At 48.8% G+C, this 14,397-nt stretch carries 13 protein-coding genes; 6 read left to right on the top strand and 7 right to left on the bottom strand.

Annotated elements, in window-relative coordinates:
* The first annotated feature begins 147 nt into the window (after positions 1 to 147).
* The gene (locus Q320_RS0116225) at positions 148 to 1,497 is read left to right on the top strand and encodes a GAF domain-containing sensor histidine kinase (RefSeq protein ID WP_027469867.1); all 1,350 of its coding nucleotides are present in this window, start codon (positions 148 to 150) and stop codon (positions 1,495 to 1,497) included.
* Between the two features lie 283 nt (positions 1,498 to 1,780).
* Here Q320_RS0116225 and Q320_RS0116220 read toward each other — a convergent pair whose 3' ends face one another.
* From Q320_RS0116220 to gatC, 7 genes are all read right to left on the bottom strand, one after another.
* Complete coding sequence (locus tag Q320_RS0116220) at positions 1,781 to 1,996, bottom strand: hypothetical protein (RefSeq protein WP_027469866.1); 216 nt, start codon at positions 1,994 to 1,996, stop codon at positions 1,781 to 1,783.
* Between the two features lie 1,034 nt (positions 1,997 to 3,030).
* On the bottom strand, positions 3,031 to 3,519 hold the full coding sequence (locus tag Q320_RS0116215; RefSeq protein WP_027469865.1) for a hypothetical protein: 489 nt from the start codon (positions 3,517 to 3,519) through the stop codon (positions 3,031 to 3,033).
* Positions 3,520 to 3,612: 93 nt separating this feature from the next.
* Positions 3,613 to 4,062, bottom strand: coding sequence for a hypothetical protein (locus Q320_RS0116210; RefSeq protein ID WP_035854032.1), 450 nt, complete (start codon positions 4,060 to 4,062; stop codon positions 3,613 to 3,615).
* Between the two features lie 72 nt (positions 4,063 to 4,134).
* Positions 4,135 to 5,562, bottom strand: a complete 1,428-nt coding sequence (gene gatB, locus Q320_RS0116205) for an Asp-tRNA(Asn)/Glu-tRNA(Gln) amidotransferase subunit GatB (RefSeq protein WP_027469863.1) — start codon at positions 5,560 to 5,562, stop codon at positions 4,135 to 4,137.
* Between the two features lie 3 nt (positions 5,563 to 5,565).
* On the bottom strand, positions 5,566 to 6,129 hold the full coding sequence (locus Q320_RS0116200) for a Uma2 family endonuclease (RefSeq protein ID WP_035854031.1): 564 nt from the start codon (positions 6,127 to 6,129) through the stop codon (positions 5,566 to 5,568).
* Between the two features lie 10 nt (positions 6,130 to 6,139).
* Complete coding sequence (gene gatA / locus Q320_RS0116195) at positions 6,140 to 7,585, bottom strand: Asp-tRNA(Asn)/Glu-tRNA(Gln) amidotransferase subunit GatA (RefSeq protein ID WP_027469861.1); 1,446 nt, start codon at positions 7,583 to 7,585, stop codon at positions 6,140 to 6,142.
* 95 nt (positions 7,586 to 7,680) lie between these two features.
* Positions 7,681 to 7,968: an Asp-tRNA(Asn)/Glu-tRNA(Gln) amidotransferase subunit GatC gene (gene gatC / locus Q320_RS0116190; RefSeq protein ID WP_027469860.1), complete on the bottom strand. Its 288-nt coding sequence runs from the start codon at positions 7,966 to 7,968 to the stop codon at positions 7,681 to 7,683.
* 630 nt (positions 7,969 to 8,598) lie between these two features.
* Here gatC and Q320_RS0116185 point away from each other — a divergent pair.
* The 5 genes from Q320_RS0116185 (at position 8,599) to rodA (ending at position 14,370) form a co-directional block, all read left to right on the top strand.
* Entirely contained in the window at positions 8,599 to 9,645 is a 1,047-nt protein-coding gene (locus Q320_RS0116185; RefSeq protein ID WP_027469859.1) for a rod shape-determining protein, read from the top strand.
* Positions 9,646 to 9,773: 128 nt separating this feature from the next.
* On the top strand, positions 9,774 to 10,658 hold the full coding sequence (gene mreC / locus Q320_RS20305) for a rod shape-determining protein MreC (protein WP_035854030.1): 885 nt from the start codon (positions 9,774 to 9,776) through the stop codon (positions 10,656 to 10,658).
* A gap of 55 nt (positions 10,659 to 10,713) precedes the next feature.
* Positions 10,714 to 11,220, top strand: a complete 507-nt coding sequence (gene mreD / locus Q320_RS0116175; RefSeq protein ID WP_027469858.1) for a rod shape-determining protein MreD — start codon at positions 10,714 to 10,716, stop codon at positions 11,218 to 11,220.
* 119 nt (positions 11,221 to 11,339) lie between these two features.
* Positions 11,340 to 13,265, top strand: coding sequence for a penicillin-binding protein 2 (gene mrdA, locus Q320_RS20300; protein WP_035854029.1), 1,926 nt, complete (start codon positions 11,340 to 11,342; stop codon positions 13,263 to 13,265).
* Positions 13,252 to 14,370, top strand: coding sequence for a rod shape-determining protein RodA (gene rodA, locus Q320_RS0116160; protein ID WP_027469857.1), 1,119 nt, complete (start codon positions 13,252 to 13,254; stop codon positions 14,368 to 14,370). Before mrdA ends, rodA begins: the two co-directional genes overlap by 14 nt.
* Positions 14,371 to 14,397: the final 27 nt, after the last annotated feature.

Below are 14,397 nucleotides of genomic sequence, written 5' to 3'. Positions count from 1 at the left end.
CGCTTAACAAGTAAATCGCAGAAATACGCTGATAAGCCCATATCAATCAAATCCACAGCAATCTGCAAAAGTGCGAAATACAATGAATTTCAATCGTAACTGACCACCGAAATAAAACTTGCCAAAGCTAACCGAAAGGATGCCGCAATGACCTATCAAACACACGCTGTTCCCGATAGCTTTTTGAACAAATGGCAAGACACCAGCGATGTCATGGCGCGGATTTTTGATGTACCTGCTGGCTTGATCATGCGCGTGCATCCCGAGAAAATCGAAGTGCTAGTGTCCAGCCATGGTGAAGAAAACCCCTACGAAGCCTGCGAAACAGCGCCACTCAATAGTGGGCTGTATTGCGAAACCGTAATGCGCACGCAGCGCATTTTGCAGGTACCCAATGCTTTAAACGATGAAGACTGGAAAACGAATCCTGATATTGCACTGAATATGATTTCATATCTGGGCGTACCTTTAATTTGGCCCGACGATTCGGTTTTTGGCACAATTTGCGTGCTCGACAACAAAGAGCGTACTTTTCATACGCAATACATCAATCTGCTATGGGAAATTAAAAAAGGCATTGAATCGGATTTCAAACTGATACGCCAACAAGAACAACTCATCGCCAGCAATACCGAGCTACGAATCGCCATCGAGCAACAAAGAGCCGATGCGCAAAAATTAACCCAATCCAATCAAGAACTCAATGCCGCGCTCGCCACCGTCACGCAGATGCAAGCACAACTACTACATTCCGAAAAAATGGCGGCACTAGGCTCGCTGGTGGCTGGCATTTCACATGAACTCAATACGCCCATCGGCAACGGCCTGATGGCCGCCAGTACGCTGCAAAGCGACGTTAGCACTTTTATGGCGCATCGCGATCAAGGCCTTGCGCTGACACGTAGCGAAATGCAGCAACTGGGTGAATCGTTGACGCTAGGCACCGAAATACTCATGCGGAACCTAAGTCGTGCCGCCGAATTGGTGCGCAGCTTTAAGCAAATTGCCATCGATCAATCGAGCATGGTGCGGCGCAGTTTTGCGCTAAATACGACGGTGAGCGACACGCTCATTATGCTGCGCCCGCTACTACGCCAGCATGGCCGCAGTGTTGAAGCGAGTATTCCTGAGGACATCATCATGGATAGCGATCCGGGCGCGATTGAACAAGTGCTGATTATCTTGATCAACAATGCATTGGTGCATGCGTTTCCTAACAAAATGCAGGGGAAAATCAGTATTTTTGCCCAATTGACAGAAAATGACGAAGTCCATTTACACGTTAGTGACGATGGTATTGGCATTCCCGCCCCCAATCTCAGCCGCCTATTTGACCCGTTTTTCACCACCCGACTTGGACAAGGCGGCAGTGGATTGGGTTTGCACATCGCCGACAATCTTGTGTCTACCGCGCTACACGGCCAGATTCTCGTCACCAGCACCGAAGGCCAAGGCGCCTGCTTCACACTCGTCTTGCCATGCGTAGCGGCGAATTAATGCATAATTAAACATCACACCAATATTAGATGTATATCAATCTATAGCTTTAAATTAAAGCCATACAAATATATACCCATTGTAAATTTACTCTTTAGATGACGTATTGATCGTTTTAAGTGCCTGCGGCACGGGGTTTTACAATCGCAATCGCGCGGATCGCGACCCGCGCTACAAGCGCTCACACACCGAAGAAAACAAAAAACCGCGAGAATCAATCTCGCGGTTTTTTGTTGCTAAGGCTAGTTGATTAAAACTACCCCGAGCGATATCGCATCGCTTATTACTTATAATAATAGCAAGCAAACCAACCATTAGTGCCCAATTGATATTTAGATTCCGGAGCTGGTCCAGAACCTGGGATTTGTCTTTGGCAAGCAGTAATTGGGCTCTCAACATTGCTGTTCCAACGAACGGTTCCCGCATAAGTATAAGCAGCAGCAAAAGCAGAAGCCGACACAACAAGCATCACAACAGCCGAAGCAATAATTTTTTTCATGAAAATTTCCATCGTCAAGGAGTAAATAAACAGATTAAATTTCAAAGAATTAGCAGCCGTTTTTATTAACGCCCCACGCAAAATATACGTGGGGAAATGCAAAGTTAATACAAACCTGAATTGGGCAAGTTGAAAGCACTGCAGTAAGCAATATGACGACACGCTAATATTCGGTCAATCTAAGTTTATTTATTTGTCATATTGTTGTGTTTTTGGTTACAAATAAATAACGAAACACCCACTAATTCATGACGTCATTTTCTGCTAATTGTAAAAATTTGATGCACTCACAAGCGGAAACGATCAGCGCTCTGATGAATCGAAAATGTGATCTAGCTTGCCAATATGAGAGATTGGTACTGTGGGATATTTTCAGGCGGGATCGGCGCTAGTGCCGCGCGGCACTGACTTTCTTGAACGGCCAAGAAAGTAAGCAAAGAAGGCCGCCCTAGTATCTGCGTCCGACTTCGTCGGATGCCCTCGCTGCGGACAATCGAGGCGGTTGCGCTCAAAACTCGTTCGGCCTCAAAACCAAAAACATCGGCCTCGCTCAAACATTGATCGCAAAAACCCCGCCCCGCTTTTCCTTCGCTCGGCTTGACACAAGGGATCTCACGCAGATCAACGAGGTTTTAAATTAACTCGATGTATTGCCTGCCAGGCATTGGCTATTAAGGGCTAAGATCAAATACATCAACACCCTATTCAACTCGTCATTCCGGCGAAGGCCGGAATCCAGCAGCAACGCCAGCCGAAACGACGCTCTAGATACCGGCATTCGCCGGTATGACAATTAGATGCAAAAGTTCCCCTTTCAGCCCGCATGGCAGAACGCGCCCCAAAACCACGCGGCGCAGCCGCATCAACCGCCAGAATCAATCGGGTTGTTTTGTGTCACAACGTAGGGCGGGTTAGCCGAAGGCGTAACCCGCCAATCCGTTTCCGATATCACAAACATCAATCAGCGCGGATCACGACCCGCCTTACAGGGCTTGACGGATAACTTGCCAAATCCAATTTTGAAATAAGTGTAATTAGCGCCCAACTTTTATAAAAATTGCGCGTTCCAATAACTTATCACAATACTCCTTGGTTTCTAATTCATAGCATTTGGTCTTGAATTTCCCCGCCATCTCCAACGCCAAGTCAGCCATCACGGCAGCGGTTTTCTCTGAAGGCAGCTCACCCTTATATCTCGAGCAAGCTACAATTTCGCTCCAATCAAACCCAACTTTATAACAACTATTCTGTGCTTGTAGCAGCAGCGAGGCTAAAACCTCTGCATCACCAGCAATATTTGATATTGAATCACTCTCTGATTCGAAATAATTACCTACATTAAAATTAATAAAAACAAAGAAAAGAGCAACAACAAAAATCACTGTTAAACATGATCGCCATGTAATTACTGATACATAATAAATACATACATTCTTGACGTTAGCCAAATCATTGGTTAGATTTTTCTTAGCTAAAACCTTCCAATCAGCTATATATGACTTTATTTTTTCCAACACACTCACTGGCACCCCACATTAACGTTACAAACCTTTTAATAATCGTAGGTTCAATTACGCGATCACCAATCATATTGGAGCTCTTCTTTCAGAAAAACTCTAATCAAATGCGCCAAATGTGACCTTTGGATCATACAAGCTAATTAAACTCGCAAACCCACCACTTCCACATACTTGTACATGTGCAAAATAGCTTTTACCTTGACGGATAAAATTATTCGCCCTTGACCGATCCACTGATGATAAATCTTTAATGTTGGTTGGAACTGACCATTGATTATTTTTCGCATCAACAAAGCGAAAACTCTCTAAAGTTGCCCCACTCTCACTAAATTGAATACCATCAACCTTAACCATTCCAATCATCTGAGTGCAATTTGATCCTGCTTCTATATAGATTGTATCCATATTAACAAGCCCACCAAGCAATGCTTTAGACTTTCCATCTTTTCCTGTTTTATAAATATCAAGAACCGTTGGCTTTATATCTTCGGAATACGAAAGTTGACTAAATAAACAAATAAAAACAACCAACAACAATTTATTCATAAATGAGTCCATTATAAATTCAAGTTGTTAAAAATAAAAAAGCGAATCATTTTATTGATCCGCTTATTCATCTTACCCCACCTTCTTCTTCAACAACTCCAACGCCATCGCTGGATTGGCCTTGCCGCCTGAGCCTTTCATTACTTGCCCGACCAAGGCATTGAGCGCTTTCTCTTTACCGCTGCGATATTCCTCAATCGCCTTCGGATTCGCCGCCAGCACGGTATCGACAATCGCTTCAATCGCGCCGGTGTCAGATTCTTGTTTCAGGCCGTCGCGTTCGATAATCACATCGGCGGTGTCGCCTGATTCCCACATTTTCTTCAAAACGTCTTTGGCGGTTTTGTTATTGATTGTATTGTCCGAAATACGAGCAATCAATGCGCCCAAGGCGTCGCTAGAGACAGGGCAATCGGCAATCGTTTTCTCTTCGCGGTTCAGCGTGGCGGAGATGTCGCCCATGATCCAGTTCGCAGCGAGTTTAGCATCCGCGCCAGCCGCAACCGTCGCTTCAAAATAGGCAGCCAGTATCTTGCTGGTGGTCAGCATCCGCGCGTCGTAGGCGGAGATACCATACTGCTCGATAAAGCGCGCTTGCATTGCAACTGGCAATTCAGGCAATTCGCTGCGTACGCGTGCTATCCATTCTTCCGAAATCACCAGCGGTGGCAAATCTGGATCAGGGAAGTAACGGTAATCGTGCGCGTCTTCTTTGCTGCGCATCATGCGCGTTTCGCCCTTGTCCGGATCGAACAGCACCGTGCCTTGCACGACGCGGCCACCGTCTTCGATGGTTTCGATTTGCCAGCGGATTTCGTAATCAATCGCTTGCTGCAAGAATTTAAACGAGTTCAGATTCTTGATTTCGCGGCGAGTGCCGAGCTCAACTTGGCCTGCTGGGCGCACTGAAACGTTAGCGTCAACACGGAACGAACCCTCGCTCATATTGCCGTCGCAAATGCCGATCCATGTGACCAACTCGTACAGCGCTTTGGCGTAAGCCACTGCTTCGGCGGATGAGCGCATTTCTGGTTCAGACACGATTTCCAGCAGCGGCGTACCCGCGCGATTCAAGTCGATGCCGGTCATGCCTTGGTAGTCTTCGTGCAGCGATTTGCCAGCATCTTCTTCTAAATGCGCGCGAGTGAGGTTGATTTTGCGCTCTTCATCGCCGACTTGAATCGTGATAACGCCGCCTTCGACCACTGGCAAATCCATCTGGCTAATTTGGTAGCCTTTTGGCAAATCAGGATAAAAGTAGTTTTTACGATCAAAGACTGATCTGCGTTTTACGTTCGCGCCGATCGCAAGGCCAAACTGAATCGCGCGCTCAACGGCAGCGCGGTTCATCACAGGCAAAGCGCCCGGCAAGGCGATATCGACCACCGCCGTTTGCGTATTCGGTGCAGCGCCAAATGCCGTGCTGGCCGGTGAGAAAATTTTCGATTTTGTGGTGAGCTGAGTGTGAACCTCTAGCCCGATTACGACTTCCCATTTCATAATTTATTCCTCAATGCCCGTGTCGTCGTACAAATCAGTCAACGACACGATAAAATCAATACTGGCTAGGCGCACTACTTCGTCATTGGTATATGCGTGAAAGACCCAGTCACCATACTCTGCACGGCGATACACCCGCACATTGCGAGATTCAGAATCAATTAAGACATATTCTTGCAATGAGTCGAGCTGGCGATAAATGTCAAATTTCTTGCCCAGATCGTAGCTACCTGTCGAGGGCGAAAGCACTTCGACCACCACCTTGGCTGAATTGACTGTCGAACTCGACTTTGCAGTTTCAGCACAATGAACCAACAAATCTGGATAAAAATAGCAATCGGCACTTTCAATCTGCAGGCGAACATCATTAATAAACGCTCGACAAGGTGAACCTTGCAAATGCGGTATCAGACGAACAAGCAAATTCATCGCCAGAATATTGTGCGTCAATGTGCCCCCCGTCATGGCATAAACGAGGCCGTCATAATATTCATGCCGTTCCTGCCGTAATTCTTCTTCCGCCAAGTATTGCTCAGGCGAAACAAAATCACTTTGCGTTAATGCCATGGCGATCTCCTTAGACTTGCGGTGCTTTGGTGTGCCAATCCGTCACTTGCTGGAACTGATGGGCGATGCCGAGCATGCGGCTTTCCGACAAATAGTTGCCGATGATTTGCATGCCGACTGGGCGACCATTGCTGCCGAAACCGACTGGCACGCTCATTGCAGGCAAACCGGCCAAGTTCACGCCCAGTGTGTAAATGTCTTCCAAATACATCGCGACTGGATCGGCGTTTTTCTCGCCTAAATTCCATGCGGTGCTTGGCGATACGGGGCTAAACAACACGTCGCATTCTTTGAACACAGCTTGGAAATCATTCGAAATAATGCGGCGGATTTTTTGTGCTTGCAGGTAGTAGGCATCGTAATAACCGTGGCTGAGCACGTAAGCGCCAGTCAAAATACGGCGTTTGACTTCATCGCCAAAGCCTTCAGCACGGGTTTTTTCGTACATTTCGTTAAGGCCGCTGTATTCCGCAGCGCGGTGACCGTAACGTACACCGTCAAAACGGCTTAGATTGGTCGATGCTTCGGCGGGGGCAATCACGTAATACGCTGGAATCGCCATTTTGGTGTTCGGCAAGCTGACATCAACGATGATCGCGCCGAGCTTTTTATATTCAGCAACGGCCGCTTCAATTGCCGCGCGTACGTCATCAGCCAAGCCTTCTGCGAAATACTCGCGCGGCAAGCCGATTTTCAGACCCGCGAGCGGCAAGTTCAAATCGCGGGTGTAATCTTCTTTTTTGTGTTCAAGACTGGTCGCATCCCGCTCATCAAAACCCGCCATCACATTGAGCAAAATCGCGCAGTCTTCGGCGGTTTGCGCCATCGCGCCGCCTTGATCTAAGGAACTCGCGTAAGCGATCATGCCGAAACGGCTGACGATACCGTAGGTCGGTTTAATCCCCGTAATGCCGCAAAATGCCGCAGGCTGCCGAATAGATCCTCCGGTGTCGGTTCCGGTCGCCATGGGCACTAAACGTGCTGCGACTGCCGCTGCCGAACCACCCGACGAACCGCCTGGTACAGCGCTTACATCCCAAGGGTTTTTGACTGCGCCGTAAAAGCTATTTTCATTGGATGAGCCCATCGCAAACTCGTCCATATTGGTGCGACCTAGCGTGACCAGACCAGCGGCATCACAGAGCTCTGCCACATTGCTTGAATACGGCGCGACAAAGTTATCCAACATTTTGCTGCCGCAGGTGGTTTTCCAACCTTCAGCGCAAAAAATGTCTTTGTGTGCAAACGGAACGCCCAGCAAGGGGCGCGTATCGCCCGCAGCGCGCGCGGCATCGGCGGCGGCGGCTTGCGCCAAGGCTTTTTCGCGATCCACGGTGATAAAGGCATTCAGATCGGCGTGTGCTGCAATTCGATCAAGATAATGCGTTGCCAACGCGACCGCAGTGGTTTCACCTGCGGCGAGTTGGTCGATGATTTGTTTAATGGTTAAATTCATATTCTTCCGTAGGTCAACCCGAACACAAAGGGTATTGACGTGTAGCCATTACCTAGCAATGCGTAGCAAGATATACCCAACTCCTTATTCAAGGCTTATTCAATGACTTTCGGAACCAGATACAGGCCGTTTTCTACCGCAGGTGCGGCCGCTTGAAATGCTTCACGGCGATTGGCCGCCGTCGCCACATCGTCACGCAAGCGTAATAGCATGTCTTGCGGGTGCGGCATCGGTGCAATACCAGTGGTATCGATAGCGCGCATTTCTTCGATCAAACCAAACAAGCGGTTAAGCTGAATCTGGCTCTCAGCGACTTCATTTTCGGTCACGGCTATCCGTGCCAGACGCGCAATGCGCCGTACATCGTCTGTAGAGAGCGACATGGTTATTTCCTGTAGATGACGTCCTTAAACGGCTTAGTCATATTTACCCAGTACATCGTACCTAGTAGGGCGACACTGCTTATTCCCTGCTAGATACGTCCTTAAACGGCTTGGTCATATTTACCCAGTACATCGTACCTAGTAAGGCGACATTGCTTATTGCCTGCTAGATACGTTCTTAAACGGTTTGTTCATATTTACCCAGTACATCGTATCTAGTAGGGCCGCATTGCTTATTCCCTGCTAGATACGTCCTTAAACGGCTTAGTCATATTTACCCAGTAGATGCGTACCTGTGGATAGGGCGACATGATTATTCCCTGTAGATACAAACCTCAAGCAACAGCGCGGAGGTATTTACGCCGCACATCGCAAATTGATAGCAACATGGTTGTATTTACCCCGTTAAACCTTCTTAAACATCAGCACAATAGGGTATCATATTGGGTTTGTTTCTCCCACCTGCAGCTGAGTCTCGCTGTGGTAAGAAAAGTGGATGCGAAATGATAAAAACAAATGCACAGCGGGTTTCGCTGCAATGCAGCATAATACGCGCATTAGACCCATTTACAGTGGGCTGAACCGACGGTTCAGCTAACCATCACACCTCTAAAGATTGCGGGATATTTAATGTTTGGACTTCTCTCTGGCTACTTTGCCAACGACATCGCCATCGACTTGGGCACCGCTAACACCTTGATTTATATGCAAGGCAAAGGGATTGTCTTGGATGAACCCTCGGTTGTGGCGATTCAACAAGAAGGCGGCCCTTCGGGCAAAAAAACAATTCTCTCCGTTGGTGCGGAGGCAAAAAAAATGTTGGGCCGTACGCCTGGCAATATCAATGCGATTCGCCCGATGAAAGACGGCGTGATTGCCGATTTCACCATCACCGAACAGATGCTGAAACAGTTCATTAAAAAAGTAAATCCAAGCCGCATGTTTTCATCACCTCCGCGTATCGTGATTTGCGTACCTTGCGGTTCAACGCAAGTCGAGCGCCGTGCGATTCGTGAATCAGCACTCGGCGCTGGCGCACGTAAAGTGGAGTTGATCGAAGAGCCAATGGCGGCCGCATTGGGCGCAGGTTTACCAGTTGAAGAAGCAACGGGCTCAATGGTCGTCGATATCGGTGGCGGCACGACTGAAGTGGGCGTAATTTCACTGGGCGGTATCGTTTATGCGACCAGCGTTCGCGTTGGCGGTGATAAATTTGATGAATCCATCATCAACTACATTCGCCGTAACTACGGCATGCTGATCGGCGAAACGACCGCAGAAGAAATCAAAAAACGCATTGGTTCGGCCTTCCCAGGTGCAGAAGTACGCGAGATGGAAGTGAAGGGTCGCAATTTGGCCGAAGGCATTCCACGCTCATTCACGATTTCTAGTAACGAAATCTTGGAAGCGTTGACTGATCCACTGAACCAGATCGTTTCTGCGGTAAAACAAGCGCTGGAACAAACGCCACCAGAGTTGGGTGCGGACATTGCCGAAAAAGGCATGGTACTCACTGGCGGCGGCGCATTGTTGCGCGATTTGGATCGCCTATTGATGGAAGAAACCGGCTTGCCAGTGATTGTGGCTGAAGATCCATTGACTTGCGTAGTACGCGGCACAGGCAAGGCGCTAGAGAAACTCGACAAGGGCGGCATTGGTATTTTTGCCAACGATTAAGCACGGCGAGAATGGATGGATGGCAAAGGCGCGTTTTCGCGCCTTTTGCTGTCTTATTGACGTTTTAATATCTTATATTATTCGCGGGCACTCTGGCCCACGTATAACGCCAAGCGACCTCACTGAGCATGCAAGCTAATCAGCCCGATTTTTTTAACAGAGGCCCCAAACCGCTCACGCGAGTTTTGATTTTTTCCGCACTATCGGTGGGATTAATCGTGGGCGATGCCAACTATCAATTACTCAATCAGGTCCGCGACAAACTTTCGCTCGCGCTGTATCCCTTGCAATGGCTGGCGACCACGCCGATCAATGCGCTGATTGAAGGCAAAGACTTTCTACAGCAGCAAACACTTTTAGTCGGCGAAAATAAAACACTCAATAACGATAAGCTCGCCGCGCAAGGCATGGCGATGCGCTTGCATGCGCTAGAAATCGAGAACGCGCATTTGCGTAGTTTAAAAGTCGCCAGCGAAAGCACGCCACGTCAAACCCAGCTGACCAAGATTTTATACAATAGCCGCGATCCCTTTGCCGCCAAATTGGTACTCGACAAAGGCCAGCAAGATCAAATTAGCCTAGGGCAAATCGTGCTCGATGCCAGCGGTGTGGTCGGGCAAATTGTTCGCGTGCAACCGCTCACCAGCGAAGTACGCTTGCTGTCTGATCGTAATCATATGGTACCCGTCATCGTGGCGCGCAATCAGCTGCGTACCGTCGTATACGGCTCAGGCCGCCATACGCCGCTTGAGGTGCGCAATATGGCACCGAATGTCGATATTCAAGTCGGCGATCAACTCCTCACTTCTGGGATTGATAGCATTTATCCCGCCGGCCTACCCGTGGCGAAAGTCACCAAGGTTGAGCGCACGACGGGTAATGCGTTTGCGCGAATTTATAGCGAGCCTTTGGCCAAAATCGATCAGCATCGCTATTTTCTGATTCTGGATGCGCCCGCTGCACCACCACCTTATCCGATTGAAGCCTCTGCGCCAAAAGCGAAGAAACACTAATGCGACTCATGAAAAATACTCATGCTCAGCTGCGCCCAAGGAGATGAATTAATTCATGCCAATTAGCCGCCAATTGCTCCGCCCTGCTGGCGCGAGCTTTATTTTCTGTTCTTTTGTTTTAGCCATGCTGGTCAATTTATTGCCATGGCAAGCCACGGCCGTGAACTTCGCCCCTGATTTTGTCGCGCTACTGATTATTTATTGGGCGCTCAATCAGCCGCGCCGCGTCGGCGTCGCTTGTGCTTTCTTTTTAGGCGTGGCGATGGATGTCGCCGATGGCAATGTATTAGGGCAACATGCGCTCGCCTATTCGGTCATTGCCTATTTGGCCTTGGCACGACAACGACAATTGGTCATCTTTCCTTTTTGGCAACAAGCACTGATTGCATTTGCGCTCTTGATTCTGTCGCAAACCATTATGGTTTTTATTCGTAGCATGATGGGCGAGCCATTTGTCGGTTGGGGCTATTTTGCCGGTAGTTTATTTGCCGCTATTTTATGGCCACCGTTTTCTAATTTAATGCTGATGTACCAGCGTAAAAACGTGCCTGACGAATTATGAGCTTGACGATAAACCTTGATCTTTGGCGTATTCAGTAATGTATTCTGCTTTTTTTTCAGCCCTAGCGCTGAAACCGCTGTGCTGCGTCACACGCCACACTGATAGTGCAAGAGAGCGTCATGAGTAAAAATGTCGTCCTCAATCAAAAAAGCGAACGCTTCGCTTTTCAAATCCGCCTGATTATTGCCGTTTTGTTTATCTTGCTGATGTTTGGTACTTTGCTCGCGCGCTTTATTTGGCTACAAGTGCTAGAACACGACCGCTACTTAACGCTAGCCGAACAAAATCGAATTTCTTTAGTGCCGATCCCGCCGTCACGCGGGATTATTCGTGACCGCAATGGCGTGGTGCTGGCGCATAATTTTTCGGCCTACACGCTCGAAATTACGCCTTCCAAAGTCGGTGATTTAGATGAAACCATTGCCAAGCTCAAAGGCATTGTCGATATCACACCGAAAGATCGCCGCCGCTTTAAAAAGCTACAAGACGAAACCAAAGACTTTGAAACGCTACCGATTCGCACTCGCCTAAGCGATGAAGAAGTCGCGCGCTTTGCCGCGCAAAGTTATCTTTTCCCCGGTGTTGAACTCAAAGCACGACTATTTCGCCAATATCCGATGGGCGAAGTGGGTAGCCATTTAATTGGTTATATTGGCCGCATCAACGACAGAGACATTAAAGATTTAGAAGAACAAGGTGTTTACGCCAATTATCGCGGCACAGATTACCTTGGCAAGTTGGGTATCGAAAGCAGCTATGAAGCACAGCTGCATGGCACAACAGGCTTCGAGCAGGTTGAGATCGACTCTGGCGGTCGCGCCATTCGTACACTCAAACGCACCGCACCCAAATCAGGGCAGGATTTAACGCTGTCCATCGATATCCGCTTGCAAGAAATGGTCGAAAAGCAATTTGGCGACCGTCGCGGCGCTTTAGTGGCGATTGATCCGCAAACCGGCGGGATTTTAGCGATGGTATCCAAACCCGGCTTTGATCCGAATTTATTTGTCGATGGCATTGATCCGGTGAGCTGGAATGAACTCAATACCTCGATTGATAAGCCGCTACTGAATCGTGCCATTCGCGGTGAATATCCACCGGGCTCGACTTACAAGCCATTTATGGCGATGGCAGCGCTTGAATACAATACGCCACTCGTGCATCAAACGATTTCAGACCCTGGCTACTATATGTACGGCGGCCATCGCTTTAATGACTCCAAAAAAGGCGGTTATGGCTCGATGAGCTTTGATCGCTCGATTGCGCTTTCGAGTGACACTTATTTTTACCAGCTCGCAGTTCAGCTCGGTATCGATAAAATTGCGGCGTTTATGTCGACTTTAGATTTCGGCAAGCAAACCGGCGTCGATTTACCCGGCGAGCGACCAGGCATTTTGCCGAGTCCTGAATGGAAAAAAGCGCGCTTTAAAAATCCAGCGCAACAAAAATGGTTCTCCGGCGAAACCGTCTCCATCGGGATTGGACAAGGCTACAACGCCTTTACACCAATACAAATGGCGCATGCAACCGCCACACTCGCCAATCGCGGCATTGCGTTTAAACCCCATGCGGTGGCGACACTCACCGATCCGGTCACGGGCAAACAAACTCAGGTTGAACCTAAACCGCTGAAAGCCATGACTTGGAAACCAGAAAATATTGAGCGCGTAATTCGCGGCATGGAAGGCGTGATGACCATCGGTACGGGTGCCAATGTTTTTCGCGGTGCTGAATACGTGTCTGCAGGTAAAACGGGTACGGCGCAGGTGTATAGCTTGAAAGGCGCGAAATACAATGCGCACTCGGTGAAAGAGCGTTTGCGCGATCACTCGTGGTTTATCGCATTTGCACCTTCAGATAAACCGACGATTGCCTTGGCCGTGATTGTGGAGAATGGCGGTTTTGGCGCGCAAGCCGCAGCGCCGATTGCGCGTAAAGTGCTCGACTATTACCTCACCGGAAAAATGCCTGTCGATCCAATTGATAAAGCGGCATCAGGTGCCTCTGCTGTCACCCCTGCTGTAGAGGAAAATGTCCGTGATTAGTTATTTCTGGGAGCGCATTAAGCGCCCAATTGATCCTGCGCTGTTTTGCTTTATCCTGCTGATTTTTGCGCTGTCGGCTGGCGTGCTGTATTCGGCATCGAATCGTGATTTAGAGCGTGTGACCGATAAAATCGTGTTCATGGGAATTTCCCTCTGCATCTTGTGGTTCGTTGCCAATATCCAGCAACGCACCTTGATGCAGCTGGCTTTACCTGCGTATGTCTTTGGCGTGATTTTGCTGATTGCCGTTGAGCTATTTGGCGTCACCAGCCATGGAGCCACGCGCTGGCTCAATATTGGCATTACGCGAATTCAGCCTTCTGAAATCATGCGAATTGCTTTGCCGCTGATGGTGGCGTGGTTTTTTAATCATTATCAAGCCAGCCTCAATTGGCGACACTTTATTGGCGGCGCCATCATTATCCTGATTCCGGTTGCTTTGATTCTCAAGCAGCCCGATTTGGGAACCAGCCTCCTCGTCGCCTCGTCGGGCTTTTATATTCTCTTTTTTGCTGGCCTACCGTGGGCGGTCTTGGCGGTGATGGGCGTCGGCATTGCCGCTGGCGCGTACACCGTCACCCATTGGGATATGTGCATTAACATCCTGCACGAATACCAATGCCGCCGCATCGCCACGATGCTAAACCCGATGGAAGATCCGCTCGGCGCGGGCTATCACATCATTCAAGGCACAATTGCGATTGGTTCGGGCGGTATCTTTGGTAAAGGCTGGCTGGCTGGCACGCAAACTCACCTTGATTTCATCCCTGAGCGCACCACCGACTTTATTTTCGCCGTGTATGGCGAAGAATTTGGTCTATTGGGTAATTGCGTGTTACTCGTGCTGTATTTAGCCGTCATTTTCCGTGGTTTGATGATCGCCAATAATGCATCCACTTTATTTGGTCGCTTGCTCGCCGGCGCGATTTCAATGAATTTCTTTACCTATGCGCTGGTCAATATGGGCATGGTCACCGGCATGCTGCCCGTAGTTGGCGTGCCTTTGCCACTGATTTCCTATGGCGGCACGTCGATGGTGTCGATTTTGGCTGGCTTTGGTATTTTAATGAGCATCCAGCGTGATCGCCCATTAATGAAAGGCTAGGGTCTGTTGACGTGGCATCAGCAATTA

The organism is Deefgea rivuli DSM 18356 (assembly GCF_000620145.1).
In the GTDB taxonomy this organism is placed as follows: Bacteria; Pseudomonadota; Gammaproteobacteria; order Burkholderiales; family Chitinibacteraceae; genus Deefgea; species Deefgea rivuli.
This window is presented reverse-complemented; position numbering and strand designations above follow the sequence as displayed.

Excerpts from the sequence above, each read along its gene's own strand:
- Q320_RS0116225 (WP_027469867.1), top strand. The coding sequence starts at position 148 with ATGACCTATCAAACACACGCTGTTCCCGATAGCTTTTTGAACAAATGG.
- Q320_RS0116220 (WP_027469866.1), bottom strand. The coding sequence starts at position 1,996 with ATGAAAAAAATTATTGCTTCGGCTGTTGTGATGCTTGTTGTGTCGGCT.
- Q320_RS0116210 (WP_035854032.1), bottom strand. The coding sequence starts at position 4,062 with ATGAATAAATTGTTGTTGGTTGTTTTTATTTGTTTATTTAGTCAACTT.
- gatB (WP_027469863.1), bottom strand. The coding sequence starts at position 5,562 with ATGAAATGGGAAGTCGTAATCGGGCTAGAGGTTCACACTCAGCTCACC.
- Q320_RS0116200 (WP_035854031.1), bottom strand. The coding sequence starts at position 6,129 with ATGGCATTAACGCAAAGTGATTTTGTTTCGCCTGAGCAATACTTGGCG.
- gatA (WP_027469861.1), bottom strand. The coding sequence starts at position 7,585 with ATGAATTTAACCATTAAACAAATCATCGACCAACTCGCCGCAGGTGAA.
- gatC (WP_027469860.1), bottom strand. The coding sequence starts at position 7,968 with ATGTCGCTCTCTACAGACGATGTACGGCGCATTGCGCGTCTGGCACGG.
- Q320_RS0116185 (WP_027469859.1), top strand. The coding sequence starts at position 8,599 with ATGTTTGGACTTCTCTCTGGCTACTTTGCCAACGACATCGCCATCGAC.
- mreC (WP_035854030.1), top strand. The coding sequence starts at position 9,774 with ATGCAAGCTAATCAGCCCGATTTTTTTAACAGAGGCCCCAAACCGCTC.
- mreD (WP_027469858.1), top strand. The coding sequence starts at position 10,714 with ATGCCAATTAGCCGCCAATTGCTCCGCCCTGCTGGCGCGAGCTTTATT.
- mrdA (WP_035854029.1), top strand. The coding sequence starts at position 11,340 with ATGAGTAAAAATGTCGTCCTCAATCAAAAAAGCGAACGCTTCGCTTTT.
- rodA (WP_027469857.1), top strand. The coding sequence starts at position 13,252 with ATGTCCGTGATTAGTTATTTCTGGGAGCGCATTAAGCGCCCAATTGAT.